We start from the raw sequence: 21,752 nt of genomic DNA, 5'->3' as shown, positions 1-21,752 counted from the left end.
CCTCAGCATCGGGTACAGCTTCTGTCAGCAAGGACTGCTACAGGGCAACTGGCGTTCATTTTCGCTTCGCCATGGGGGAATGTTTGTGTCGCTAGCCGGAACCGGCCGGCAAGAGAGCCGCATTGGTCAGGAACGAATGTAAATAGCCGAAGGCGGCATCGGTGAGGAGCCAGGATCGCCCGGGAACACAGATAACCCGATAGCCGGAGTGAATGGGCCTGGTCAACACATGCGCAACCGGATGTCTAAGGCATATTTATTTAAATACCGTCAGCGATATACCTGAATATCCCCCGCGAATTAACTGTCTGGCGAATAATAATGTCGTTGGTATAAGCTTCGGAAATTCCCGCTATGCCGTTAAAATTCAACCTCATAAAACCATTCATTATCACTCATTACTGCTGGTGGCCTCGCTCGCTATCCTTTATGATGAAAACCGTCGCATCATTAAGACAACACGAAAATCCATACCGGATATTTATCCGGAACTTTCTGGTGGCCGACATTCATTTTTAACGTCAGCCATTTCATTGTATTACCGGTAATTTGACAGGGAGTGTTCATGAAAAAGTATGTGCAGTGGTTCGCCGCTATTGCGGTTGCAGGCGCGTTGGCCGGCTGTGCGCGCACCGCGCCGGTTGAGCAAATCCAGACCACCGTGAGTGCCGGTCATACTGAGGCTCAGGTGAAACAGGCCATTCTGCGGGCCGGCGTGCAGCGCCAGTGGATCATGTCGCAAACCGCGCCTGGCGCGATCGCCGCGCGTCAGCAGGCTCGCGACCATGTCGTTGAGGTCCGTATTAATTACTCCGCCAGCGGTTATTCTATTCACTACGTCAGCAGCAGCAATATGCTGGCCTCCGGTGGGAAAATCCATAAAAACTATAACCGCTGGGTCCACAATCTGGATAAAGATATTCAGGTAAATTTAGCCGCTGATTCAAGCCTGTGATTGTCCTCGTCATCCCATCATTGATTCAGGAGTCAGCGCGCAAATGCTGACTTCTGAAGAGGCACAGGATCAGAGACTATTCTGATGCTCGACAGGATTCGGCATTATCCTATGTATTCGTTTGCCACCCGGTAGAATATGTGGCGGAAATGTCAGAGTCAGGTCACTGACCTGTTGATGGAATAACAGAATATCTCTCTCAGGCGCGAATAGTTGCCATAATAAATTGCGCTGGCATAGGAAAATATCGAAAATACGCCCTGACTTCGCCGCATAAATTGCCATGCGGTGAATATGCTTGCCGATATGCCCTCAGACTCACCCTGAGGCCGGATATCCGGTCGGCAAAAAGCGGAACGGTAAACAATCCAGGCCGGTAATGCGCCGTTGGTCAAGGCGTTAGCCATACTGTATACGCGTGCCACAACAAAAATAAAAAGTGCCGTTAAAAAATGGCGCTAAGATCACCGATTTATCGCGGATACGCGTTGATGAAATTTGCACTAAACATAGTTGACTGGCAGGGCAGAGCCCCGGGAATGAGCGAAGCGACACAGTGGCAGCAATGGTCACGGCATCCGCACGCCTTCGATCCCTCAGCCCCACAGGCAAAATTAACCGAATTACCGATGATGACCGCCAGACGCCTTAGCTCCGGCAGTAAACTCGCCGTTGAGTGCGGGCTGGCAATGCTGCGCCGTCATCAAATCGACGCCATACTGTACACCAGCCGCCACGGCGAACTTGAACGCAATTATCGTATTCTCCATGCCCTGGCGACGCAGCAGGCCATCTCCCCGACCGACTTTGCCCTGTCCGTCCATAACTCGGCGGTGGGGAATCTGACCATTGCCGCACAGCGGCCGATCGTTTCCTCCTCTCTGTCGGCCGGGCGGGATACCTTCCAGCAAGGGCTATGCGAAGTCATGTGCCTGCTGCAGGCGGGCTATCAACGGGTATTAATGGTGGATTTCGACGGCTACCTGCCCGAGTTCTACCATCCGCAGCTATCGCCAGAAATGCCAACCTGGCCCTATGCGCTGGCGCTGGTGATTGAAGCCGGGGCGGCATTGCGCTGCGTCACCCGTCGCAGCGCACCGTCCGCAGAGACCGCGCTGCCGCAAAGCCTGTTATTTTTACAACACTATTTGCAGGACAGCCCGGCCTTTACCCTGCCCGGCGAGCGCGTGCAGTGGCAATGGAGTCGCACATGAGCCCTCTGCTGGCACGTCTGAACCGGGTCTGGCGGGGAGCCATGACCGGCGTCTGTTTCGCCTTGTTCGGTCTTGGTGGACTGCTGCTGTCCCTCATCTGGTTCAACCTGCTGCTGATAGTTATCAGGAACAAACCCCGTCGCCGCCGTCTGGCGCGGCGCAGCATTGCCGCCAGCTTCCGCCTCTTTTTGGCGGTGGTCAGAGCCGTCGGCGTGCTGGATTACCGCATTGAAGGCGGTGACATTCTACGCCAGGAGCGCGGATGTCTGGTGGTGGCCAACCATCCCAGCCTGATCGACTACGTGATGCTGGCGTCGATCATGCCGGAGACCGACTGCATGGTAAAAAGCAGCTTGCTGAAGAACCCGTTCGTCAGCGGCGTGATTCGCGCGGCGGATTATCTGCTTAATGACCAGGCGGATTCGCTGCTGCCCGCCAGCCTGAACCGCCTTCAGCAGGGTGATACCATTTTGATTTTCCCCGAAGGCACGCGGACGCGCCCCGGTGAGCAGATGACGTTGCAGCGCGGTGCGGCCAATATTGCCGTGCGCTGCGCCAGCGATTTACGGGTCGTGACAATCCGCTGCAGCGAACACATGCTTGGCAAGCAGTGCAAATGGTACGATGCGCCGCCCAGCAAACCTCTGTTTACGATTGAGGTGCGGGATCGGATACGTATCAACCAGTTTTTCGATGCCAGCTCACAGACGCCATCGCTGGCGGCACGGCAGCTAAACCGGCATCTTTTGCTTCAATTACAATCAGGTACTACGCCTACTTCAGGAATTAATGATGCAAGCGCTCTATCTTGAAATTAAAAATCTCATAATTACTACGTTGAATCTGGAAGAACTGTCGGCTGACGACATTGACACCGATGCGGCACTCTTTGGCGATGGCCTGGGTCTGGACTCCATCGACGCCCTGGAGCTAGGGCTGGCGGTAAAAAACCGCTATGGCGTGGTGCTCTCCGCCGAAAGCGACGAGATGCGCCAGCATTTCTTCTCCGTTGCCACCCTGGCCGCGTTTATCGACGCTCAACGTACCTGAGGCTCGCCCCATGACTGAATCACATGATATTTATGCCGACGTCTCGGCACTGCTGGTTAAGCTGTTTGAAATCGATCCTGAGGATATCAAACCGGAAGCGCGGCTGTACGAAGACCTGGAGCTGGATAGTATCGACGCGGTCGATATGATCGTCCACCTGCAGAAGAAAACCAGCAAGAAAATCAAAGCAGAAGAATTTAAAGCCGTGCGCACCGTGCAGGATGTGGTTGATGCCCTCGAACGCCTGTCCCGGGAAGCCTGATCCGCATGTCGGGGGCACTTTCACGCAAGGGTATTCTGCTGCTGACAAGCCTGCTCCTGCTGGCCTGGCCTTGTGTTATCTGGCTGGGCCTCGCGCATAACAGCCTGCGCTGGCTGCTTCCTTTAATGGTGCTGCTGCTGTATTTACGCCTGCGCCAGACCCGGCGTCAGGCGGGTCCGCTGCGGATCGTCACCCAGGTGGTCGCGCTGGCGGGGATCGTCCTGTGCGTGGCCAGCACGCTGTTGAAAACGCACCAGCTGCTGCTGTTTTACCCGGTGGTGGTCAACGCCGTGATGCTGGCTGCGTTCGGCGGTTCGCTGTGGACAACCATGCCGCTGGTGGAACGCCTGGCCCGCATACAAGAGCCTCACCTCCCCGCCGCCGCCGTGCGCTATACCCGTCGGGTCACGCAGATCTGGTGCCTGTTTTTTATCGTCAATGGCAGTATCGCCCTCTTTACGGCGCTGTACGGTGATATGGCGCTCTGGACCGCATGGAACGGCATGATCGCCTATCTGCTGATTGGCGCGCTGATGGCCGGAGAGTGGCTGGTACGCCGTCGGGTGATTAAGCGAGAATCCTCATGATGCCGCCTCTTTCTGTGGTCCGCTGGCTGAGTACCCCGCGTTCGGCCGACACCCTCGTGGCCTGGCGGGGCGACCAGGTCTGGACCCTGGGCCATCTGCGCGATGACGTTGCGCACTGCGTGGAGCGGCTGCAGCAGCACCAGGGTCAACGCTGGGCGCTCTGTTTTGACGACAGCTATCTGTTTCTGGTCGCGCTGCTGGCCACGCTGCATGCCCATAAAACGCCGGTGATCCCGGGGCATAGCCGCCTCTCTCAACTGGAAGAGCAACGCGCGCTGTTCGATGGCGTGCTCAGTGAAAAGCCTCTTGGCTGGAGCGGCCCGACATGGGTCATCAGCCGTTCCCGACGCCCTCCCGCGCAGACGGTCACCTTCCACCAGTTGGCTGATGACGCCACCATTGAGCTGTTCACTTCGGGTTCGACGGGGCAGCCGAAGCGAATTATCAAATCGCTGGCCGTTCTCGACCGCGAGGCTGAACTGCTGGCCACGCGCTTTGCCGACCGGCTGGCCGGCTGTCGTATTGTCGCTTCGGTGGCGCCCCAGCATCTTTACGGCCTGACCTTTCGCATTTTCCTGCCCATGGCGCTCGGCCTGCCGCTAGATGCGGCCATGCTGAATTATGCCGAACAGCTCAGCGCGCTGGATCCCCGGCATCGCTATGCGTTTATCAGCAGCCCGGCCTTTTTGAAGCGCCTTGACCCCCGGCTGACCCCGCCGCCGGTGGCAATCCTGTTCTCTGCCGGCGGAGTACTGCCCTGGGAACAGGTGACCGGAGCGGCCGACTGGCTTAAATGCTGGCCGGATGAGATTTACGGCAGTACCGAAACCGGCATCCTTGCCTGGCGTTGCCGCGAGCAGGAATATGGCAACTGGCGGCCTTTCCCCGGGGTCAAACTTCTCCCTGAGGGCGAAGCGTTTCGCGTATTTTCGCCGCTGATTGCCGAGCGAGATGGTCTGTTACTCGACGATACCCTGCAACTCACCGCCGACGGACACTTTCGCCTGACCGGGCGCCGTGGACGGGTGGTTAAAATTGAAGAAAAGCGGATTTCGCTCAGCGAAATTGAACAGCGCCTGATGGAACTGGAGGGGATTCGCGACGCGGTGGCTTTACCCGTCAGCCGCGGTGGCCGACAGGCCATCGGTGTCCTGCTGGTGCTCAATGACCATACCCGTCAGCAGTGGCTGTCCGCCAGCAAACCCCTTGAGCAGGCGTGGCGGCGAGCGCTTCGGCCAACGCTTGAGCCGGTCGCCATTCCCCGCTACTGGCGCAGTATCGATGAGATCCCGGTGAACAGCATGAATAAGCGCGTGTATGCGCAATTACAGGAGTTATTTCATGAAACCCCATGAAATTAAAGGGAATCAGGCGCATCCGCAACAGGTTGAGATTGTCTTGTACCTCGATCCTGGCCTTTTCTGGTTTAGCGGCCATTTTGCCGTACAGCCGCTGCTGCCCGGCGTTGCCCAGCTGGACTGGGTAATGCATTACGCCACCACGCTGCTGGCGCCAGGCTGGCGGTTCCACAGCATTCAGAACGTCAAATTCCAGGCGCCGCTGCTGCCGGATGCGACCGTCACGCTCACCCTGCACTGGCAGGAAGCGCGCCAGATACTCACTTTCAACTATCAGCGCCACGATGGCGAAGCGCGGCATACCGCCAGCAGCGGGAAAATCCGTCTATGTCAGTAACCTTCGCGCCCTGTGTGGTGATCCCTTGCTACAACCACGGCGCGATGATGCCCCAGGTGCTGGCCCGTTTACGGTCCTGCAATCTGCCGTGCATCGTGGTCGACGATGGCAGCGACGCGCCGACGCGCCGGGTGCTGGAACAACTGGCGGCGCAGGAGCCCGGGTTGACGCTGATTCGCCTGACGGAAAATGCCGGCAAAGGCGCGGCGGTGATCCGCGGCCTACAGGCCGCAGCCGCGGCGGGTTTCAGCCACGCCGTGCAGGTGGATGCCGACGGGCAGCACGCCATTGAGGATATTCCGCAGCTGCTGGCTCGCGCGCAAGCGCACCCGGCCGCGCTGATCTCCGGGCGGCCCGTTTACGACGACACCATTCCCCGATCGCGCCTCTATGGCCGCTGGATTACCCACATCTGGGTGTGGATAGAAACGCTCTCGTTCCAGCTGAAAGACAGCATGTGCGGCTTTCGCGTCTACCCGATTGCGCCGACGCTACAGCTGGCGCAGCGCGTGGCGCTGGGTAAACGAATGGATTTCGATACCGAGGTCATGGTGCGTCTCTACTGGCAGGGCAATGACAGCCATTTTGTGGCGACCCGCGTGACCTACCCCGTGGACGGGCTGTCTCATTTTGATGCGCTAAAGGATAACTGTCGCATCTCCTGGATGCACACTCGCCTGTTCCTCGGCATGCTGCCGCGTATCCCTTCCCTGCTGTTTCGCCGTCGGGCAAGCCACTGGGCGCAGCAGCAGGAGCTCAAAGGGCTGTGGGGAATGCGTCTGATGCTGCTGGTCTGGCGGCTGCTGGGGCGTAGGGCGTTTTCGTGGCTGCTCTACCCGGTGGTGGCCGTCTACTGGCTGACCGCGCACCGCGCCCGTCAGGCCTCGCAAAACTGGCTCTCCCGCGTGCGCGTGCAGCTTAGCGCCCGTCAGCAACCGCTGCCCGCGCACCTCAACAGCTATTGCCATTTTCTGCGCTTTGGCGAGGCGATGCTCGACAAAATCGCCGGCTGGCGCGGCGAATTACGCTTCGGACGCGATGTGGTTTTCGCCCCCGGAGCGGAAGACGCGCTCAGCAACACCACGCCAGGCGGCAAGCTCTTACTGGCCTCCCATCTCGGCGATGTCGAGGCCTGCCGGGCGCTGGCGCAATTGCAGGGCGGTCAGGTCATTAACGCGCTGGTGTTTAGCGATAACGCCCGCCGCTTTAAACAGATCATGGAGGAGATGGCGCCGCAGGCCGGGATCAACCTGATGCCGGTGACCGATATCGGCCCGGAGACCGCGATGCTGCTCAAAGAGAAGCTGGAGCGTAACGAATGGGTGGCTATCGTCGGCGACCGCATCGCCGTGACGCCCCAGCGCGGCGGCGAATGGCGCGTCTGCTGGAGCAAATTCATGGGGCAGCCCGCGCCTTTTCCGCAGGGGCCGTTCATTCTGGCGTCGATCCTGCGCTGTCCGGTGCAGCTGATTTTCGCGCTGCGCCAGCAGGGCAAACTGCATATCCATTGCGAACCCTTCGCCGACCCGCTGACGCTGCCTCGCGCAGAACGCCAGGCGGCGTTACAGCATGCCATTGACCGCTATGCAAAGCGCCTTGAGCACTACGCGCTGCAGTCGCCGCTGGACTGGTTCAATTTTTTCGATTTCTGGCAGCTGCCGGATGCCAAAGAGAAGGAGTAAAGGGTGCTGAACGATCCCCGTTTTACTGCCGAGGTAGAGCTGACCGTACCGTTTCACGACGTCGATATGATGGGCGTGGTGTGGCATGGCAACTACTTTCGCTACTTTGAGATTGCCCGCGAGGCGCTGCTTAATCAGTTCAACTATGGCTACCGCCAGATGAAAGAATCCGGCTATCTCTGGCCAGTGGTGGATACCCGGGTGAAATACCGCGACGTGCTGACCTTTGAACAACGTTTTCGCGTGCGTGCCCGGATAGAAGAGTACGAAAACCGGCTGCGCATCGGCTATGAGATTTTTGCCGCCGACAGCGGAAAACGCACCACCACCGGCTATACCATCCAGGTCGCCGTGGAGGAGAAGAGCCGTGAGATGAGCTTCGTCAGCCCGGATATCCTGTTTGAGCGCATGGGGGTGAAGCCATGAGATGGTGGCCCCTGCTGGCGCTGCTGATTAGCCCGTTGGTCAGCGCCCTGACGCTTGACGATCTGCAGCAGCGCTTTACCGAACAGCCGGTGATCCGCGCCCACTTCGATCAAACCCGTACCATTAAGGATCTGCCGCAGCCGCTGCGATCCCAGGGCCAGATGCTGATCGCCCGCGACCAGGGGCTGCTGTGGGATCAGACCGCACCGTTCCCGATGCAGCTCCTGCTGGATGATAAACGGATGGTACAGGCGATCGGCGGCCAGCCGCCGCAGACGATCACCGCCGAGAACAACCCGCAGATGTTCCAGTTCAACCATCTGCTGCGCGCGCTGTTTCAGGCCGACCGTCAGGTGCTGGAGCAGAACTTCCGCGTTGAGTTTGCCGATACCGGCGAAGGGCGATGGACCCTGCGCCTGACGCCGAAAACCACACCGCTGGATAAAATCTTCGCCACCATCGACCTGGCTGGCCAGCGCTACCTGGAAAATATTCAACTCAATGATAAACAAGGCGATCGTACCGATATCGTCCTCTCTCAACATCAACTGACGCCCGCGCAACTGACCGATGACGAACGACAACGATTTGCTGCACCGTAACCGCCGGAGCATCGCGCTGCTGTGGGGCTGCGCCTGCCTGCTGATGCTGGGCGTTCTGCTGACGCTGCTGCCGCAATCGCGGGTCAACAGCAGCGTGCTGGCGATGTTGCCGAAGCAGACCCTTGGCGCGATTCCCCCGGCCCTGAACGATGGCTTTATGCAGCGGCTGGACCGGCAGATAGTCTGGCTGGTGAGCCCCGGCAAGCAGGCCGGTCCTCAGGCGGCAGGCGAATGGCTCACTCTCCTTCAGCAATCGCACGCTCTCGCAGAGGTGAAAGGCCCGATGGATGCCGCCAGCCAGCAGGCCTGGGGAACATTTTTCTGGCAGCACCGCAACGGGCTTATCGATGATGCTACCCGCGCCCGCCTGCAAAACGGCGGCGCGGCGCAGGCGCAGTGGGTCCTCTCCCAGCTCTACTCCGCCTTCTCCGGCGTCAGCGGCAAAGAGCTGCAAAACGATCCGCTGATGCTGATGCGCGGCGCGCAGCTGGCGATGGCGCAAAACGGCCAGCGTTTGCAGCTCAAAGATGGCTGGCTGGTAACCCAGGATAAGCAGGGAAACGACTGGTATCTGATCCACGGCGAGTTGGCCGGATCCTCATTCGATATGCAGCAGACGCACCGCGTCGTGACGACCCTCGCGGAGCTGGAAGAGCAATTAAAAGCGCGCTACCCGCAGGCACAGGTGCTCGCCCGCGGGACGGTGTTTTACAGCGACTACGCCAGCCAGCAGGCGAAGCAGGATATCTCCACCCTCGGCATCGCCACGCTGCTTGGCGTGATCCTGCTTATCGTTGCGACTTTCCGTTCGCTTCGTCCGCTGCTGCTGTGCGTGATTTCCGTTGGCATTGGCGGGCTGGCGGGCACCGTCGTCACGCTGCTGCTGTTTGGCGAACTGCATCTGATGACGCTGGTGATGAGCATGAGCATTATCGGTATCTCCGCCGACTATACGCTGTACTATCTCACGGAACGTATGGTCCACGGGCATGATGCCACGCCGTGGCAAAGCCTTGCCAAAGTCCGCCGCACGTTGCTGCTGGCGCTGCTGACGGCCGTGGTGGCCTATCTCATCATGATGCTCGCCCCCTTCCCCGGTATTCGTCAGATGTCGGTGTTCGCCGCCGTCGGACTGAGCGCCTCCTGCCTGACGGTGATTTTCTGGCATCCGCTGCTGTCCCGCGGTCTGCCGGTTCGCCCGGTGCCGGCAATGGGGCTTATGCTTCGCTGGCTGGCGGCATGGCGACGCAACAAAAAACTGTATATTGGCCTGCCGCTGACGCTGGCGCTCTTATCGCTGGCCGGTATCGCCACCCTGCGGGTCGATGACGATATTTCACAGCTCCAGGCGCTGCCGCAGCATCTTCTGGCCGAAGAAAAAACGATCGTCGCCCTGACCGGCCAGAGCGTGGATCAGAAATGGTTCGTGGTCTACGGTGCGACGCCGCAGCAGACGCTGGAGCGGCTGGAGGCCTTTACTCCTGCCCTTGCCCAGGCGCAACGTCAGGGGATGCTCAGCGGTTATCGCACGCTTCCGCTCAATTCGCTGGCCCGTCAACGCCAGGATCTGGCCCTGCTCAACGCGGCAGCCCCGGCGGTCACCGCCGCGCTGCAAAACGCCGGGCTCAAAACGGTCGATGCCGATCTTTCCGCCATGCCGGTCACGGTCGATGACTGGCTTGCCAGCCCGGCCAGCGAAGGCTGGCGCCTGCTGTGGCTGACGCTGCCAGGGGGCGAAAGCGGGGTGCTGGTTCCGGTTGACGGCGTGAAAACAAGTGCGGCGCTACGGGCCCTGAGTGAAAAACAGCCCGGCGTCGCGTGGGTAGACAGAAAAAGTGCCTTTGACGAACTGTTTACTCTCTATCGCCATATTTTGACGGGGCTGCTGGTGGTTGCGCTGGCGGTCATCGCCTGTGGCGCCATATTGCGTCTCGGCTGGCGCAAAGGGTCGATCGGCCTGCTGCCCTCCGTGCTGTCATTAGGCTGCGGGCTGGCGGCCCTCGCCTTCAGCGGCCACCCGGTGAATCTGTTTTCACTGCTGGCGCTGGTGCTGGTGCTGGGGATTGGTATCAACTACACCCTGTTTTTCAGCAACCCGCGCGGAACGCCGCTGACGTCACTGCTGGCGATCATCCTCGCCATGATGACCACCCTGTTGACCCTCGGCATGCTGGTCTTCAGCGCCACCCAGGCCATCAGCAGTTTTGGCATTGTGCTGGTCAGCGGTATTTTCACCGCTTTCCTGCTCTCCCCGCTGGCGATGCCCGGTAAAAAAGAGAAAAAAAGACGATGATTAAACACAGACTCCGGTGCGCCGCGGCGCTGGCCGCCACCTTCATCCTCGCCGGGTGCAGCCACTCGTCGAGCCCCATGCAAGGGCGACCGCAGGCATGGCTGGAGCCGGGAACCCGCGTGACGTTACCGGCGCCGGGCATCACCCCGCCGCTGAATGCCCAGCAGCTGCTTACCGGGCGTTTTCACGGCCAGACTCAGTCGCTGCTGGTGATGCTCAACGCGGATGAGCAAAAAGTCACGCTCGCCGGTCTCTCATCGATGGGGATCCGCCTGTTTCTTGTGACCTATGATGAAAAGGGGCTGCACACCGAGCAGTCTATCGTGGCCCCGCAGCTGCCGCCGGCAAGTCAGGTGCTGGCCGATGTGATGCTCAGCCACTGGCCTGTCGCCGCCTGGCAACCGCAGCTGCCGGGCGGCTGGACCCTGACCGACACCGGCGACCGCCGCGAGCTACGCAACGCCAGCGGCCAGCTGGTGACGGCGATCGTCTACCTGAACCGGGATGGTAAGCGCGAGCCGATCAGCATTGAGCAGCGGGCCTTTAAATACCACATCACCATTCAATATCTGGGTGACTGAGATGATCTACATTTCTGCTGTCGGCATGATCAATGCGCTGGGCGACAACTGCGATGAAATCGCCGCGAATCTGACGCGCGGTGTTGCCCCCGGCATGCGCCCGCGTGCGGGCTGGCTAGAGGGACAGCCCGCAGCGGTACTCGGCGGCGTGGATGCCGTCCTGCCTGCCATTGCCGATGATTTTGCGGCCCACCGTTCGCGCAATAACCAGCTGCTGCTGGCGGCGCTGACCCAGATTCGTCCCCAGGTCGATGAAGCCATCGCGCGCTTCGGCAGCGACAGAGTCGCGGTGGTGCTTGGCACCAGCACCTCCGGCCTCGACGAAGGTGATATTCACGTGGCGGCCACGCTTAACGGCGGGGCCAGCGCTGGCTGGCAATATCCGCAGCAGGAGCTGGGCGATCCTTCGCGTTTTCTGAGCCACTGGCTGGCGCTGGACGGCCCGGCGTTCACCCTCTCCACCGCCTGCTCCTCCAGCGCCAGGGCCATGATCAGCGGGCGACGGCTGATTGAAGCCGACCTCGCCGACGTCGCGATTGTCGGCGGCGCCGATACGCTGAGCCGGATGCCGGTGAACGGTTTTCATAGCCTGGAGTCCCTCTCGGTGACGCGATGCCAGCCTTTTGCCCGCGACCGCTGCGGGATTACCATCGGTGAAGGGGCGGCGCTGATGCTGTTGACGCGCGAGCCGCAGCCTATCGCACTGCTGGGCGTCGGCGAATCAAGCGATGCGCACCATATTTCGGCCCCGCATCCACAGGGCGAAGGCGCCATCCGCGCCATTACCCAGGCGCTTGACGATGCCGGCATCACCGCCGGGGCGGTGGGCTACATCAACCTGCACGGCACCGCCACGCCGCTTAACGATCGGGTGGAGTCGCAGGTCGTGCAGCAGCTGTTCGGCGACACCGTGCCGTGCAGCTCAACCAAACACCTCACCGGACATACTCTCGGCGCCGCCGGGATCACCGAAGCGGCAATCGGGATGCTGATTTTGCAGCGTCATTTGCCACTGCCGGCCCAGGATTTCAGCCTCTCGCCGCGCGACCCGGCGCTGGCGGAGTGCGGTATTATCGCCACGGCGCAGCCTCTTGAACGCCCGGTGATTTTGTCCAACTCATTTGCCTTTGGCGGCAACAACGCCAGCATTTTGCTCGGGAGAGTTTCATGAGCCATTACCTGGCGCCCGGCGCCTATCTGCCGCACGATGCCCCGATGCTGCTGCTCGAAGAGGTGCTGGAGGTGACCGAGGAAACGGCCGCCTGCCGCGTGACCGTCGCCTCCGGGGGCGTACTGACGCCGTTTCTTGATGCCAACGGCGATCTGCCGGGCTGGTTTGCGCTGGAGCTGATGGCGCAGACCATTGGCGTCTGGTCCGGCTGGCATCGTCAGCAGAAAAACCTGGACAACATCGCCCTCGGTATGGTGCTGGGAGCCAGAGAACTGGTATGCGCCGCCGGGGTTCTGCCTGCCGGGCATACGTTGACCATCGCAGTCAGCTTATTAATGCAGGATGAACGTTTCGGTAGCTTCGAATGCACCATCTGCTGCGGGAATGACACGCTGGCAACGGGCCGCATCAACACCTTCCAGCCCACCCAGGAAGAGTTAACGACGCTTTTTAATCAGGGAGAGAAACCATGAGTCGTTCCGTATTAGTGACCGGTGCCAGCAAGGGTATCGGGCGTGCCATCGCCTGCCAGCTGGCGGCCGATGGCTTTATTGTCGGCGTCCATTACCATCGTGACGCAGAGGGCGCGCAGGAGACGCTGAAGAGCCTCCGCGCCGCCGGGGGAGCAGGCCGGACATTGAGTTTTGATGTCGCCAACCGTGAACAGTGCCGCGAGGTGCTGGAGCAGGAGATCGCGACTCATGGGCCGTGGTACGGCGTGGTGAGCAATGCCGGCATTACCCGGGATGGCGCCTTCCCGGCGCTCAGCGACAACGACTGGGATGCGGTGATCCACACCAATCTCGACAGTTTTTATAACGTCATTCAGCCGTGCATCATGCCGATGATCGGCGCCCGTCAGGGCGGACGGATTATCACGCTCTCTTCGGTGTCAGGAGTCATGGGCAATCGCGGGCAGGTTAACTACAGTGCCGCCAAAGCGGGCATTATCGGCGCGACCAAAGCGCTGGCCATTGAGCTGGCAAAACGCAAGATCACCGTCAACTGCATTGCCCCTGGGCTGATTGATACCGGGATGATCGCCATGGAAGAGACCGCCCTCAAAGAGGCGATGTCGATCGTTCCGATGAAACGCATGGGTCAGGCCGAAGAAGTCGCCGGACTCGCCAGCTATTTGATGTCGGATATTGCGGGCTATGTGACGCGTCAGGTGATTTCCATCAATGGAGGTATGCTATGACTCGTCGCGTCGTCATTACCGGCATGGGCGGCGTCACCGCCTTCGGTGAAAGCTGGCAGGCGGTATCCGCCAGACTACAGGCCTACGAGAACGCCGTGCGCACAATGCCGGAGTGGCAAATCTATGATGGTCTGCATACGCTACTCGGCGCGCCTGTCGACGATTTCACCCTGCCAGAGCACTATACGCGCAAGCGTATTCGCGCCATGGGCCGCGTCTCGCTGATGTCCACCCGCGCCAGCGAACTGGCGCTGGAACAGGCCGGACTGATTGGCGAGGCGGTTCTCACCAATGGCGAAACCGGTATTGCCTACGGTTCCTCTACCGGCAGCACCGGTCCGGTCAGCGAATTCGCCACCATGCTGACGGAAAAGCATACCAATAACATCACCGGCACCACCTACGTCCAGATGATGCCGCACACAACCGCAGTGAACACCGGCCTGTTCTTCGGCCTGCGCGGGCGGGTCATTCCCACCTCCAGCGCCTGCACCTCCGGCAGCCAGGCGATTGGCTATGCCTGGGAGGCGATTCGTCACGGCTATCAGACCATCATGGTGGCCGGCGGCGCTGAAGAGTTGTGTCCGTCGGAAGCCGCTATTTTCGATACGTTGTTCGCGACCAGCCAGCGTAACGATGAGCCGAAAACCACACCGTCGCCGTTCGATGAAGCCCGTGACGGACTGGTGATTGGCGAAGGCGCCGGCACCTTTGTACTGGAAGAGCTGGAGCATGCCAAAGCCCGAGGGGCGACGATTTACGGTGAAATCATCGGCTTCGCCACCAACTGCGACGCGGCGCATATTACCCAGCCGCAGCGGGAAACCATGCAAATCTGCATGGAGCAATCGCTCAGGATGGCCGGTTTAAGCGCCGAGGATATTGGCTATATTTCGGCGCACGGCACGGCGACCGATCGCGGTGATATTGCCGAGAGCCAGGCCAGCGCGGCCGTGTTTGGCGACCGCGTTCCGATCTCTTCGCTAAAAAGCTATTTTGGCCATACCCTGGGCGCCTGCGGGGCGCTGGAAGCCTGGATGAGCCTGCACATGATGCGGGAGGGTTGGTTTGCCCCTACGCTCAACCTGCGCCGTCCGGACCCACAGTGCGGCGAGCTGGATTACATTATGGGCGAGAGCCGGCGGATCGACTGCGAATTTATTCAGAGTAATAACTTCGCCTTCGGTGGGATCAATACGTCAATCATTATTCAGCGCTGGCCCTGATATGTATCGACTTTTTCTGGGAAAAATCTCGACGTTAAGCACCCGGCCTCTGCCGCAGAGCCTCGCGGCTCAGGCGCCGCAGGGCAGTCGGCGCGCAAGCTGGCTGGCGGGTCGGGTCCTGTTGGCGCAGGCGGTGTCGCCGCTGCCTGAGATTATTTACGCTGAACACGGTAAACCGGGGTTCTCCGGCGAGACGGGGCTGTGGTTTAACCTCAGCCACAGCGGCGATGATATCGCCCTGCTGCTCAGCGATGAAGGCGAGGTCGGCTGCGATATCGAAGTGATACGCCCTCGACCGAACTGGCGCAGGCTGGCTAACGCCGTATTCAGTCTCGGGGAGCATGCGGAGGTCGAAGCGGAGCATCCGGAACGGCAGCTCGACGCCTTCTGGCGTATCTGGACGCGCAAAGAAGCGATGGTTAAGCAGCGCGGCGGCAGCGCCTGGCAGATTGCCAGCGTCGACAGCACGCGCGGCGCGACGCTCCCGGTCAGTCAGATTCAGCTTGCCGATCTGAGTCTGGCGGTCTGCACGCCAACGCCGTTTGCGTTGAGGGCCGACAGGATTCGCTGACTCAGGCTTTACGCTTCGCCGGCCAGAAGATTGTCAGCACGCCGGCGATGATAATCAGCACCCCCAGCAGGGAACGCCAGTGGAAAGGCTCATGCCAGCCGGGCAACCAGATGGCGGCGGCCCAGACCAGAATGTAGCTAAGGCTGAGCAGCGCGTAGGCTTTAGCCAGCGGCAGCTGGTGCAGCGCAAAGTACCAGCAGACCATCGACAGCAGGTAGCCGCTCAGCCCCAGACCCAGGCCGATAGTTCCGGCACGCAGGTGTAGAAGATGATTGAGAAACGCGAACAGGTCACTCAGCGGCGGCAGCTCAACCATCGCCCCGCGCAGTAGAAGCTGTGCGGCGCTGACCAGCCCGACGCTGAATAACGCCCAGATTAACCCCATCAGACGCTACTCCCGAGCACCACGATGCCAACCACAATCAGCCCTACGCCGACCCAATGCCGCCGGGCTACCGGCTCGCGCCAGATCCCCCAGGCCGCTAACGTCACCCAGACAAAATTGAGGCTCAGCATGGGATAGGCCACACTCACCGGAATGGATTGCAGCACGCTCAGCCACAGCAGCATACCGCCGCCGAGCGCCAGGAGCGCAAGGCCCAGCCAGCCGAGAATATGTCGACCGCGCCGCCGTGATTTAGACGGGCGCGTCGCCTGTTTCTGGCACAGCTGCCCGGCGCAGCTTAACAGGCTCGCCAGCGCCAGGCAGATCCAGGTACTCATTGCGGCAGATACTGGAGGAACACAACCCGCTCTAACACATAGCTGCTGTCAGGTTTCGGTAGCGGTAAATCGGCCATGTTTTCTCCTTTATCCATCAACAGCACCAGCGATACCGGTCCTTCCTGGCGATGCGCTGCCAGCCAGCTGGCAAACTCACTCTGGCTCACAAAGCCATTCTTCGCATCCGGCCAGTCTAAACCGTACTTCAGTTCGCCCTGCTTGTCATACATGATGATATCGTTGCGCTTGAGTTCCCACGCCAGACCCGCGGCAATGCCAACGTTGTTGCTCAGCACATAGCGGCTTGGCGCCAGTGATTCACCAATAATATCGACCATGAACTGCGGCTGCTTACTATCAATCACCCGGTCAGGAATAGCAAAGCCAATCAGCAGCGCCAGCCCCAGGGGACAGCAGGCGGCTAATGTCCAGCGACGACCGTTATCTTTCATCGCCAGCCAGCCCATCAGCGCCCAGACGGCAAACGCAATCGCCGCCAGCAGACATTTATACAGCTCGATCTGCGTCCAGACCGGTTTATGCATCACGCCCCACGGCGACACCACCAGCACGGCAACCAGGCCAACCAGACCAAAGACAAGGTTGATGAGGCCGTTAATGCGCAGCGCTTTCGCTCCCGCCTTCGCCGCATCCAGCGCATAGCGTGCCATCAGAATCGATAGCGGCCCGAAGCACGGCAGAATGTAGGTCGGTAGTTTCCCTTTGGCGATGCTGAAAAACAGGAACGGCATCGCCACCCAGCCAAGCAGATACAGCGCGCCGCGCACGTCATCGCGCTCGCTCCAGCCGCGCTTCAGCGCCCCGGGCAGCAGCGCCAGCCACGGCAGGCTTCCGGCGAGCAGGAACGGGATGTAATACCAGAACGGCGCCTTGTGCTGGGCATCTTTTTCAGCAAAGCGTTGAATATGCTCCACCCAGAAGAAATAGCGCCAGAAGTCCGGTTCGCGTTTAGCGATGGCCAGGCCCCAGGGCAGCACCGTCAGGATACAGACGCCCACCGCCAGCCAGCCGTAGGTCAGCACTTCACGCCAGCGTTTCTGGGCAATCACCCACGGCAGGACCCCGACAACCGGCACCGCCAGCGCCAGGAAGCCTTTGGTCATCACCCCCATTCCACAGGCCACCCCCAGCAGCGCGTAGCCGATGAGTTTACCGTTTCGGGTCTGCGCCTGAGCGGCGCCCCAGAAACTGCACATCGCCAGCGCCATCCACAGGGTGATCATCGGGTCCAGCACCGCATAGGTGCCAATAGCGTAGACCAGCAGAGCGGTCAGGAAGATCACGGCGGACAGAATCGCCACCCGTTTGTCCTGCCAGATTCGCCATGCCAACCACGCAATCAGCAGCGCGGTGACGCTAATGGAGAATACCGAGCCAAAGCGTACGGCAAAGTTATTGTGACCAAACAACCACTGCCCGATGCTGTTAATCCAGTATCCGGCAATCGGTTTTTCAAAATAGCGCAGCCCGAGAAAATGCGGCACCACCCAGTCACCGGACGCCAGCATCTCGCGGCTGATCTCCGCATAGCGCGTTTCATCAGGCTGCCAGAGCAGGCGGAAATTCAACGGAAGTAGATAATACAGCGCAAATAACACCACTAAAGAGACGCTATAACGAATGCTTTTCATACGTCCTGACTCAATAATTGTTCACGCCCAAGCCAGCCTTCCCGGCCAGCCAATTCACCGCGAACCACTTTACCCAACGGCAGCTCGCTAAAATCTGCGGGCAGCAGTTGGCTCAGCGGGCAAAACTGGATTTCTTCCTGTGCGGCCATCGTCAGCAGTTCATCAAACTGCCGGGCAAAGGCAATTCCTTCCACTTCAGCATGAATGGTGTAGACCGGCGTACCGCTATCCTGATGAATACAATCCAGAAGATAGCGATTGAAGCCCCCGGCATCGACGCTACTGCCGACCACTTCATCCCAGGTAGGCAGCGTAACGGGGATCTGCACCGTACCTGTCACCTTGTCGCCCAGCAACGGCAGGAAGGGACGCGAGCCCCGGCAGTCGCTGTTGTAGAGGAAATTGAAGGACTCTTTGGCTTTAATCACCCGCTGATCCGCGCGCCAGCCCGCCACGGCGGAACAGGTGACCGAACGGCCGATGATCCGCTCCAGCTCGAGCAGGCCACGTTCGACCTCCAGCGCCAGCCGCTCCTGTGGCCAGACGCCGCTCCATGCCTGCCAGCTGTAATGATCCCAGGCATGCAGACCCACTTCATGCGTCTGCGCCGTCGCACGGATAACCTCTTCATTACCCGCGCCAATCCGTCGCCCAGGCCAGGCGGTGCCGGCCAGCAAAATATCCCAGCCGTACAGCGAAGCGGCGTTTGAACGCAGCATCTTCCACAGAAACTTCGGTTTTATCAGGCGCCATAAATGGCGCCCCATATTGTCCGGCCCAACGCTGAAGAAGAAGCTTGCCTGAACCCCGCGCTGGCCCAGCAGGCTCAACAGGCGCGGTACCCCGTCCCGGGTACCGCGAAAGGTATCGACATCTATGCGTAAGCCGACCTGTTTCATGATGTCTTATCGTCCACCAGCTCAACCGTGCGCAGGAAGAAGTCGAGCGTATGCTCCACGGTTTCTTCCATCGGAACCGTCGGCGTCCAGTTCAGGCAGCGCTTCGCGTTACGAATGCTCGGCTTACGATGCTCCACATCCTGATAGCCTTTACCGTAGTAATCGCTGCTCTCGACGTCGCGGAAACCAGCGAACGGCGGGAAGTTATTGCGCAGCGGATGACGCTCGAAGCACGCCAGCAGCATCTCCGCCAGCTCTTTGATGCTGGCTTCGTTTTCCGGGTTACCGATGTTGATAATCTGCCCGTCGCAGCGGCCGTCTTTGTTCTCAATAATGCGGAACAGCGCTTCGATACCGTCGCTAATATCGGTGAAGCAGCGTTTTTGTTTACCGCCTTCGATCAGCTTGATCGGCGAACCTTCAACCAGGTTCAGGATCAGCTGAGTAATCGCACGAGAGCTGCCGATACGCGCGGCGTTCAGGTTATCCAGACGTGGTCCCATCCAGTTAAACGGGCGGAACAGGGTGAAGCGCAGACCGGACTTGTCGCCATAGGCCCAGATAACGCGGTCGAGCAGTTGCTTCGATACCGAGTAAATCCAGCGCTGTTTGTTGATCGGGCCGACCACCAGGTTTGAGGTGTCTTCATCGAAGTTTTTGTCGGTGCACATGCCGTACACTTCGGAGGTCGACGGGAAGATAATGCGCTTATCGTATTTCACGCAGTCGCGGATAATCTTCAGGTTCTCTTCGAAGTCCAGCTCGAACACGCGCAGCGGGTTGCGGGTATATTCGATTGGCGTCGCGATGGCCACCAGCGGCAGTACCACGTCGCATTTCTTAATGTGGTATTCGATCCACTCGGAGTGAATGCTGATATCGCCTTCAACGAAGTGGAAGCGCGGGTTGCCGAGGAAACGACTGATCGCGTCCGACCCGATATCCAGGCCATAGATTTCATAGTTGTCGTCGGCGAGCAGGCGCTCGGTCAGGTGGTTGCCGATAAAACCGTTCACGCCAAGGATCAGCACGCGGGTACGACGTTTCATCGCCACAACCGGTTTGCTGCTCAGTACCGCACCGGATACCAGCCCCAGCGCCTGCGCCAGCTGCGTACCCTGCATGTAAACGCCGCGCTCGGTTTGACCGGTTACGATCTCCAGCGCGCCATCCTGACAAGCGACCACCAGCGGAGAGGTCGACATCACCGTTCCAGGCTTCGCCGCTGCCAGGTCCTGACGCACGCGGGATTTCCAGACGATAAATTTATTCGCGCCCACATAGCCAAACGCCCCCGGCCACGGATCGGAAACCGCGCGGACCAGGTTATGCAGCGTCAGCGCAGGTTTGTCCCAATCGAGACGGCCATCTTCCGGCGTGCGGCGCCCAACGTAAGTGGCCTGGCTTTCATCCTGGGCACGAGCCTGGATTTTATCTTCACGAATCGCCGGCAGAGCCTGGTTTAGCAGCTCTGACGCCGCGGCGCACAGCTTGCGATGCAGGCTCAGCGCGACATCATCAGCACCGATAGCCACCGTCTGCTGCGTCACGATATCGCCGGCATCCGCACGGCTGACCATGCGATGCAGGGTCACGCCGGTTTCCGTTTCACCGTTAACCAGCACCCAGTTCAACGGCGCGCGGCCGCGATATTGCGGCAGCAGAGAACCGTGCAGGTTGAAGCCGCCTTTTGGCGCAAGGCTGAGGATATCGTCGCCCAGCATGTTGCGATAGTAGAAAGAGAACAGTACGTCCGGCTTCATGTCGCGGATGCGTTCAATCCACAGCGGGTGGTTAACATCTTCTGGTGCCCACACCGGGATACCTTGTTCAGCAGCAATACGCGCAACCGAGCCAAAGAAATGGTTTTCGCCAGGGTTATCCGGATGGGTGAAAATAGCGGCGATTTCATACCCGGAATCCAGCAGAGACTGAATGCCAGCACAACCCATATCGTGATAAGCGAAGACTACAGCTTTCATGAACGATCTTCCTCTTGAGACGCCGTTTCCGGCTGACGAACAACACGTTGAATAAAGTAGCGGGGACGGGCGCGGACATCGTTATAGATGCGTCCGATATACTCCCCGAGCAGCCCCATGCCGACAAACTGCGCTCCGATGAACATGAACAGTACGGCAAACAGCATGAACACCCCTTCCGCCGCCCACTGCGGGCCAAATACCAGTCGCAGGAACACCAGCAGGAAGGCGAAAGCGAAGCCCAGCAGGGCAATCACGCTGCCAAAGACGCTAAGCAGACGCAGCGGCGTGGTGGTCAAACAGGTCACCAGGTCGTACATCAGATTAATCAGGCGCATAAAGCTGTATTTGGAATCGCCAAATTCACGTTCCGCGTGCATCACCGGGATTTCGACCGCCCGGCGGGCAAAGGTATTTGCCAGAATCGGGATAAACGTACTGCGCTCATGGCAATTGAGCATCGCGTCAATAATGTGGCGACGATAGGCGCGCAGCATGCAGCCGTAGTCCCCCATCGCTTTACCGGTGGTACGTTGAATCAGGCGGTTGATCATCTTCGACGCGCTTTTGCGGAAGAAGGTATCCTGGCGGTTCTGCCGAACGGTACCGACCACGTCGTAACCTTCGTCCGCCTTCGCCACCAGGCGCGGGATCTCTTCCGGCGGGTTTTGCAGGTCGGCATCAAGGGTAATAATCAGATCGCCGGTGACATGGCTGAAGCCCGCCATAATGGCCGAGTGCTGGCCATAGTTGCGGTTAAGCAACACCGCGACCACATGGCTGCCCTCGGCTTCTGCCGCCTCGGTCAACATACGGGCAGACTCATCGCTGCTGCCATCGTCGACCAGCAGAATCTCATACTGGCGATCCAGCGTCGCGCAGGCGGCATCCGTACGGCGAATCAGCTCGGGCAGGCTCTCCTGTTCGTTATAAACCGGAATAACGACCGAGACTTTTTTCACGGGTGGGTAAGTAAACAT

The 21,752-nt window shown here is 59.8% G+C and carries 25 protein-coding genes; 19 read left to right on the top strand and 6 right to left on the bottom strand.

Annotated features, from left to right (window positions below):
* The first annotated feature begins 212 nt into the window (after positions 1-212).
* The 19 genes from BV390_RS30790 (at position 213) to acpT (ending at position 15,516) form a co-directional block, all read left to right on the top strand.
* Positions 213-548 carry a hypothetical protein gene (locus BV390_RS30790; RefSeq protein ID WP_127624801.1) on the top strand — a complete coding sequence of 112 codons (336 nt, stop codon included), beginning with the start codon at positions 213-215 and terminating at the stop codon, positions 546-548.
* A gap of 17 nt (positions 549-565) precedes the next feature.
* Positions 566-955 (top strand): hypothetical protein, encoded by a 390-nt coding sequence (locus tag BV390_RS20405; protein ID WP_032690401.1) that lies wholly within the window; start codon positions 566-568, stop codon positions 953-955.
* Positions 956-1,446: 491 nt separating this feature from the next.
* Positions 1,447-2,169 (top strand): beta-ketoacyl synthase chain length factor, encoded by a 723-nt coding sequence (locus tag BV390_RS20400; protein WP_032696927.1) that lies wholly within the window; start codon positions 1,447-1,449, stop codon positions 2,167-2,169.
* Complete coding sequence (locus tag BV390_RS20395; RefSeq protein WP_032690399.1) at positions 2,166-2,981, top strand: lysophospholipid acyltransferase family protein; 816 nt, start codon at positions 2,166-2,168, stop codon at positions 2,979-2,981. The genes BV390_RS20400 and BV390_RS20395 overlap by 4 nt, the downstream gene beginning before the upstream one ends.
* On the top strand, positions 2,962-3,219 hold the full coding sequence (locus tag BV390_RS20390; protein WP_004868598.1) for a phosphopantetheine-binding protein: 258 nt from the start codon (positions 2,962-2,964) through the stop codon (positions 3,217-3,219). Before BV390_RS20395 ends, BV390_RS20390 begins: the two co-directional genes overlap by 20 nt.
* A gap of 10 nt (positions 3,220-3,229) precedes the next feature.
* Positions 3,230-3,481 (top strand): acyl carrier protein, encoded by a 252-nt coding sequence (locus BV390_RS20385; RefSeq protein ID WP_004868599.1) that lies wholly within the window; start codon positions 3,230-3,232, stop codon positions 3,479-3,481.
* Positions 3,482-3,486: 5 nt separating this feature from the next.
* Positions 3,487-4,068 (top strand): COG4648 family protein, encoded by a 582-nt coding sequence (locus BV390_RS20380; RefSeq protein ID WP_085397276.1) that lies wholly within the window; start codon positions 3,487-3,489, stop codon positions 4,066-4,068.
* Positions 4,065-5,423, top strand: a complete 1,359-nt coding sequence (locus tag BV390_RS20375; RefSeq protein WP_064385367.1) for a class I adenylate-forming enzyme family protein — start codon at positions 4,065-4,067, stop codon at positions 5,421-5,423. Before BV390_RS20380 ends, BV390_RS20375 begins: the two co-directional genes overlap by 4 nt.
* Complete coding sequence (locus tag BV390_RS20370) at positions 5,410-5,763, top strand: ApeI family dehydratase (RefSeq protein ID WP_064794010.1); 354 nt, start codon at positions 5,410-5,412, stop codon at positions 5,761-5,763. Before BV390_RS20375 ends, BV390_RS20370 begins: the two co-directional genes overlap by 14 nt.
* Positions 5,754-7,445: a glycosyltransferase family 2 protein gene (locus tag BV390_RS20365; protein ID WP_085397275.1), complete on the top strand. Its 1,692-nt coding sequence runs from the start codon at positions 5,754-5,756 to the stop codon at positions 7,443-7,445. The genes BV390_RS20370 and BV390_RS20365 overlap by 10 nt, the downstream gene beginning before the upstream one ends.
* Before the next feature lie 3 nt (positions 7,446-7,448).
* Entirely contained in the window at positions 7,449-7,871 is a 423-nt protein-coding gene (locus BV390_RS20360) for an acyl-CoA thioesterase (RefSeq protein WP_004868610.1), read from the top strand.
* Complete coding sequence (locus BV390_RS20355; RefSeq protein WP_032690394.1) at positions 7,868-8,473, top strand: LolA family protein; 606 nt, start codon at positions 7,868-7,870, stop codon at positions 8,471-8,473. The genes BV390_RS20360 and BV390_RS20355 overlap by 4 nt, the downstream gene beginning before the upstream one ends.
* Entirely contained in the window at positions 8,442-10,766 is a 2,325-nt protein-coding gene (locus BV390_RS20350; protein WP_085397274.1) for an MMPL family transporter, read from the top strand. The genes BV390_RS20355 and BV390_RS20350 overlap by 32 nt, the downstream gene beginning before the upstream one ends.
* Entirely contained in the window at positions 10,763-11,347 is a 585-nt protein-coding gene (locus BV390_RS20345) for a DUF3261 domain-containing protein (protein ID WP_085397273.1), read from the top strand. The genes BV390_RS20350 and BV390_RS20345 overlap by 4 nt, the downstream gene beginning before the upstream one ends.
* A gap of 1 nt (position 11,348) precedes the next feature.
* Positions 11,349-12,518: a beta-ketoacyl-[acyl-carrier-protein] synthase family protein gene (locus tag BV390_RS20340; RefSeq protein WP_032690391.1), complete on the top strand. Its 1,170-nt coding sequence runs from the start codon at positions 11,349-11,351 to the stop codon at positions 12,516-12,518.
* Positions 12,515-12,991, top strand: coding sequence for a hotdog family protein (locus BV390_RS20335; protein ID WP_032690390.1), 477 nt, complete (start codon positions 12,515-12,517; stop codon positions 12,989-12,991). Before BV390_RS20340 ends, BV390_RS20335 begins: the two co-directional genes overlap by 4 nt.
* Entirely contained in the window at positions 12,988-13,719 is a 732-nt protein-coding gene (locus tag BV390_RS20330) for a 3-ketoacyl-ACP reductase FabG2 (protein WP_032690389.1), read from the top strand. The genes BV390_RS20335 and BV390_RS20330 overlap by 4 nt, the downstream gene beginning before the upstream one ends.
* The gene (locus BV390_RS20325; RefSeq protein WP_032690388.1) at positions 13,716-14,945 is read left to right on the top strand and encodes a beta-ketoacyl-ACP synthase; all 1,230 of its coding nucleotides are present in this window, start codon (positions 13,716-13,718) and stop codon (positions 14,943-14,945) included. Before BV390_RS20330 ends, BV390_RS20325 begins: the two co-directional genes overlap by 4 nt.
* A 1-nt stretch (position 14,946) precedes the next feature.
* Positions 14,947-15,516: a 4'-phosphopantetheinyl transferase AcpT gene (acpT, locus tag BV390_RS20320; protein WP_085397272.1), complete on the top strand. Its 570-nt coding sequence runs from the start codon at positions 14,947-14,949 to the stop codon at positions 15,514-15,516.
* Between the two features lies 1 nt (position 15,517).
* Here the strand turns inward: acpT and arnF are convergent, their stop codons facing one another.
* The 6 genes from arnF to arnC are packed head-to-tail and all read right to left on the bottom strand — an operon-like array spanning position 15,518 to position 21,752.
* Entirely contained in the window at positions 15,518-15,901 is a 384-nt protein-coding gene (arnF, locus tag BV390_RS20315; RefSeq protein WP_032690386.1) for a 4-amino-4-deoxy-L-arabinose-phosphoundecaprenol flippase subunit ArnF, read from the bottom strand.
* The gene (gene arnE / locus BV390_RS20310) at positions 15,901-16,239 is read right to left on the bottom strand and encodes a 4-amino-4-deoxy-L-arabinose-phosphoundecaprenol flippase subunit ArnE (protein ID WP_004868642.1); all 339 of its coding nucleotides are present in this window, start codon (positions 16,237-16,239) and stop codon (positions 15,901-15,903) included. The genes arnF and arnE overlap by 1 nt, the downstream gene beginning before the upstream one ends.
* Positions 16,236-17,891 (bottom strand): lipid IV(A) 4-amino-4-deoxy-L-arabinosyltransferase, encoded by a 1,656-nt coding sequence (arnT, locus tag BV390_RS20305; protein WP_064385360.1) that lies wholly within the window; start codon positions 17,889-17,891, stop codon positions 16,236-16,238. The genes arnE and arnT overlap by 4 nt, the downstream gene beginning before the upstream one ends.
* Positions 17,888-18,790, bottom strand: a complete 903-nt coding sequence (gene arnD, locus BV390_RS20300; RefSeq protein ID WP_085397271.1) for a 4-deoxy-4-formamido-L-arabinose-phosphoundecaprenol deformylase — start codon at positions 18,788-18,790, stop codon at positions 17,888-17,890. Before arnD ends, arnT begins: the two co-directional genes overlap by 4 nt.
* Positions 18,787-20,772: a bifunctional UDP-4-amino-4-deoxy-L-arabinose formyltransferase/UDP-glucuronic acid oxidase ArnA gene (gene arnA / locus BV390_RS20295; protein ID WP_085397270.1), complete on the bottom strand. Its 1,986-nt coding sequence runs from the start codon at positions 20,770-20,772 to the stop codon at positions 18,787-18,789. The genes arnD and arnA overlap by 4 nt, the downstream gene beginning before the upstream one ends.
* Positions 20,769-21,752, bottom strand: a complete 984-nt coding sequence (arnC, locus tag BV390_RS20290; protein WP_032696942.1) for an undecaprenyl-phosphate 4-deoxy-4-formamido-L-arabinose transferase — start codon at positions 21,750-21,752, stop codon at positions 20,769-20,771. The genes arnA and arnC overlap by 4 nt, the downstream gene beginning before the upstream one ends.

This window comes from Klebsiella sp. YJ, from assembly GCF_002108615.1.
In the GTDB taxonomy this organism is placed as follows: Bacteria; Pseudomonadota; Gammaproteobacteria; order Enterobacterales; family Enterobacteriaceae; genus Klebsiella; species Klebsiella planticola.
This window is presented reverse-complemented; position numbering and strand designations above follow the sequence as displayed.

Coding starts and splice junctions, on each gene's coding strand:
- BV390_RS30790 (WP_127624801.1), top strand. CDS start 213: ATGGGCCTGGTCAACACATGCGCAACCGGATGTCTAAGGCATATTTAT.
- BV390_RS20405 (WP_032690401.1), top strand. CDS start 566: ATGAAAAAGTATGTGCAGTGGTTCGCCGCTATTGCGGTTGCAGGCGCG.
- BV390_RS20400 (WP_032696927.1), top strand. CDS start 1,447: ATGAAATTTGCACTAAACATAGTTGACTGGCAGGGCAGAGCCCCGGGA.
- BV390_RS20395 (WP_032690399.1), top strand. CDS start 2,166: ATGAGCCCTCTGCTGGCACGTCTGAACCGGGTCTGGCGGGGAGCCATG.
- BV390_RS20390 (WP_004868598.1), top strand. CDS start 2,962: ATGCAAGCGCTCTATCTTGAAATTAAAAATCTCATAATTACTACGTTG.
- BV390_RS20385 (WP_004868599.1), top strand. CDS start 3,230: ATGACTGAATCACATGATATTTATGCCGACGTCTCGGCACTGCTGGTT.
- BV390_RS20380 (WP_085397276.1), top strand. CDS start 3,487: ATGTCGGGGGCACTTTCACGCAAGGGTATTCTGCTGCTGACAAGCCTG.
- BV390_RS20375 (WP_064385367.1), top strand. CDS start 4,065: ATGATGCCGCCTCTTTCTGTGGTCCGCTGGCTGAGTACCCCGCGTTCG.
- BV390_RS20370 (WP_064794010.1), top strand. CDS start 5,410: ATGAAACCCCATGAAATTAAAGGGAATCAGGCGCATCCGCAACAGGTT.
- BV390_RS20365 (WP_085397275.1), top strand. CDS start 5,754: ATGTCAGTAACCTTCGCGCCCTGTGTGGTGATCCCTTGCTACAACCAC.
- BV390_RS20355 (WP_032690394.1), top strand. CDS start 7,868: ATGAGATGGTGGCCCCTGCTGGCGCTGCTGATTAGCCCGTTGGTCAGC.
- BV390_RS20350 (WP_085397274.1), top strand. CDS start 8,442: ATGACGAACGACAACGATTTGCTGCACCGTAACCGCCGGAGCATCGCG.
- BV390_RS20345 (WP_085397273.1), top strand. CDS start 10,763: ATGATTAAACACAGACTCCGGTGCGCCGCGGCGCTGGCCGCCACCTTC.
- BV390_RS20340 (WP_032690391.1), top strand. CDS start 11,349: ATGATCTACATTTCTGCTGTCGGCATGATCAATGCGCTGGGCGACAAC.
- BV390_RS20335 (WP_032690390.1), top strand. CDS start 12,515: ATGAGCCATTACCTGGCGCCCGGCGCCTATCTGCCGCACGATGCCCCG.
- BV390_RS20330 (WP_032690389.1), top strand. CDS start 12,988: ATGAGTCGTTCCGTATTAGTGACCGGTGCCAGCAAGGGTATCGGGCGT.
- BV390_RS20325 (WP_032690388.1), top strand. CDS start 13,716: ATGACTCGTCGCGTCGTCATTACCGGCATGGGCGGCGTCACCGCCTTC.
- acpT (WP_085397272.1), top strand. CDS start 14,947: ATGTATCGACTTTTTCTGGGAAAAATCTCGACGTTAAGCACCCGGCCT.
- arnF (WP_032690386.1), bottom strand. CDS start 15,901: ATGGGGTTAATCTGGGCGTTATTCAGCGTCGGGCTGGTCAGCGCCGCA.
- arnE (WP_004868642.1), bottom strand. CDS start 16,239: ATGAGTACCTGGATCTGCCTGGCGCTGGCGAGCCTGTTAAGCTGCGCC.
- arnT (WP_064385360.1), bottom strand. CDS start 17,891: ATGAAAAGCATTCGTTATAGCGTCTCTTTAGTGGTGTTATTTGCGCTG.
- arnD (WP_085397271.1), bottom strand. CDS start 18,790: ATGAAACAGGTCGGCTTACGCATAGATGTCGATACCTTTCGCGGTACC.
- arnA (WP_085397270.1), bottom strand. CDS start 20,772: ATGAAAGCTGTAGTCTTCGCTTATCACGATATGGGTTGTGCTGGCATT.
- arnC (WP_032696942.1), bottom strand. CDS start 21,752: ATGTTTACTTACCCACCCGTGAAAAAAGTCTCGGTCGTTATTCCGGTT.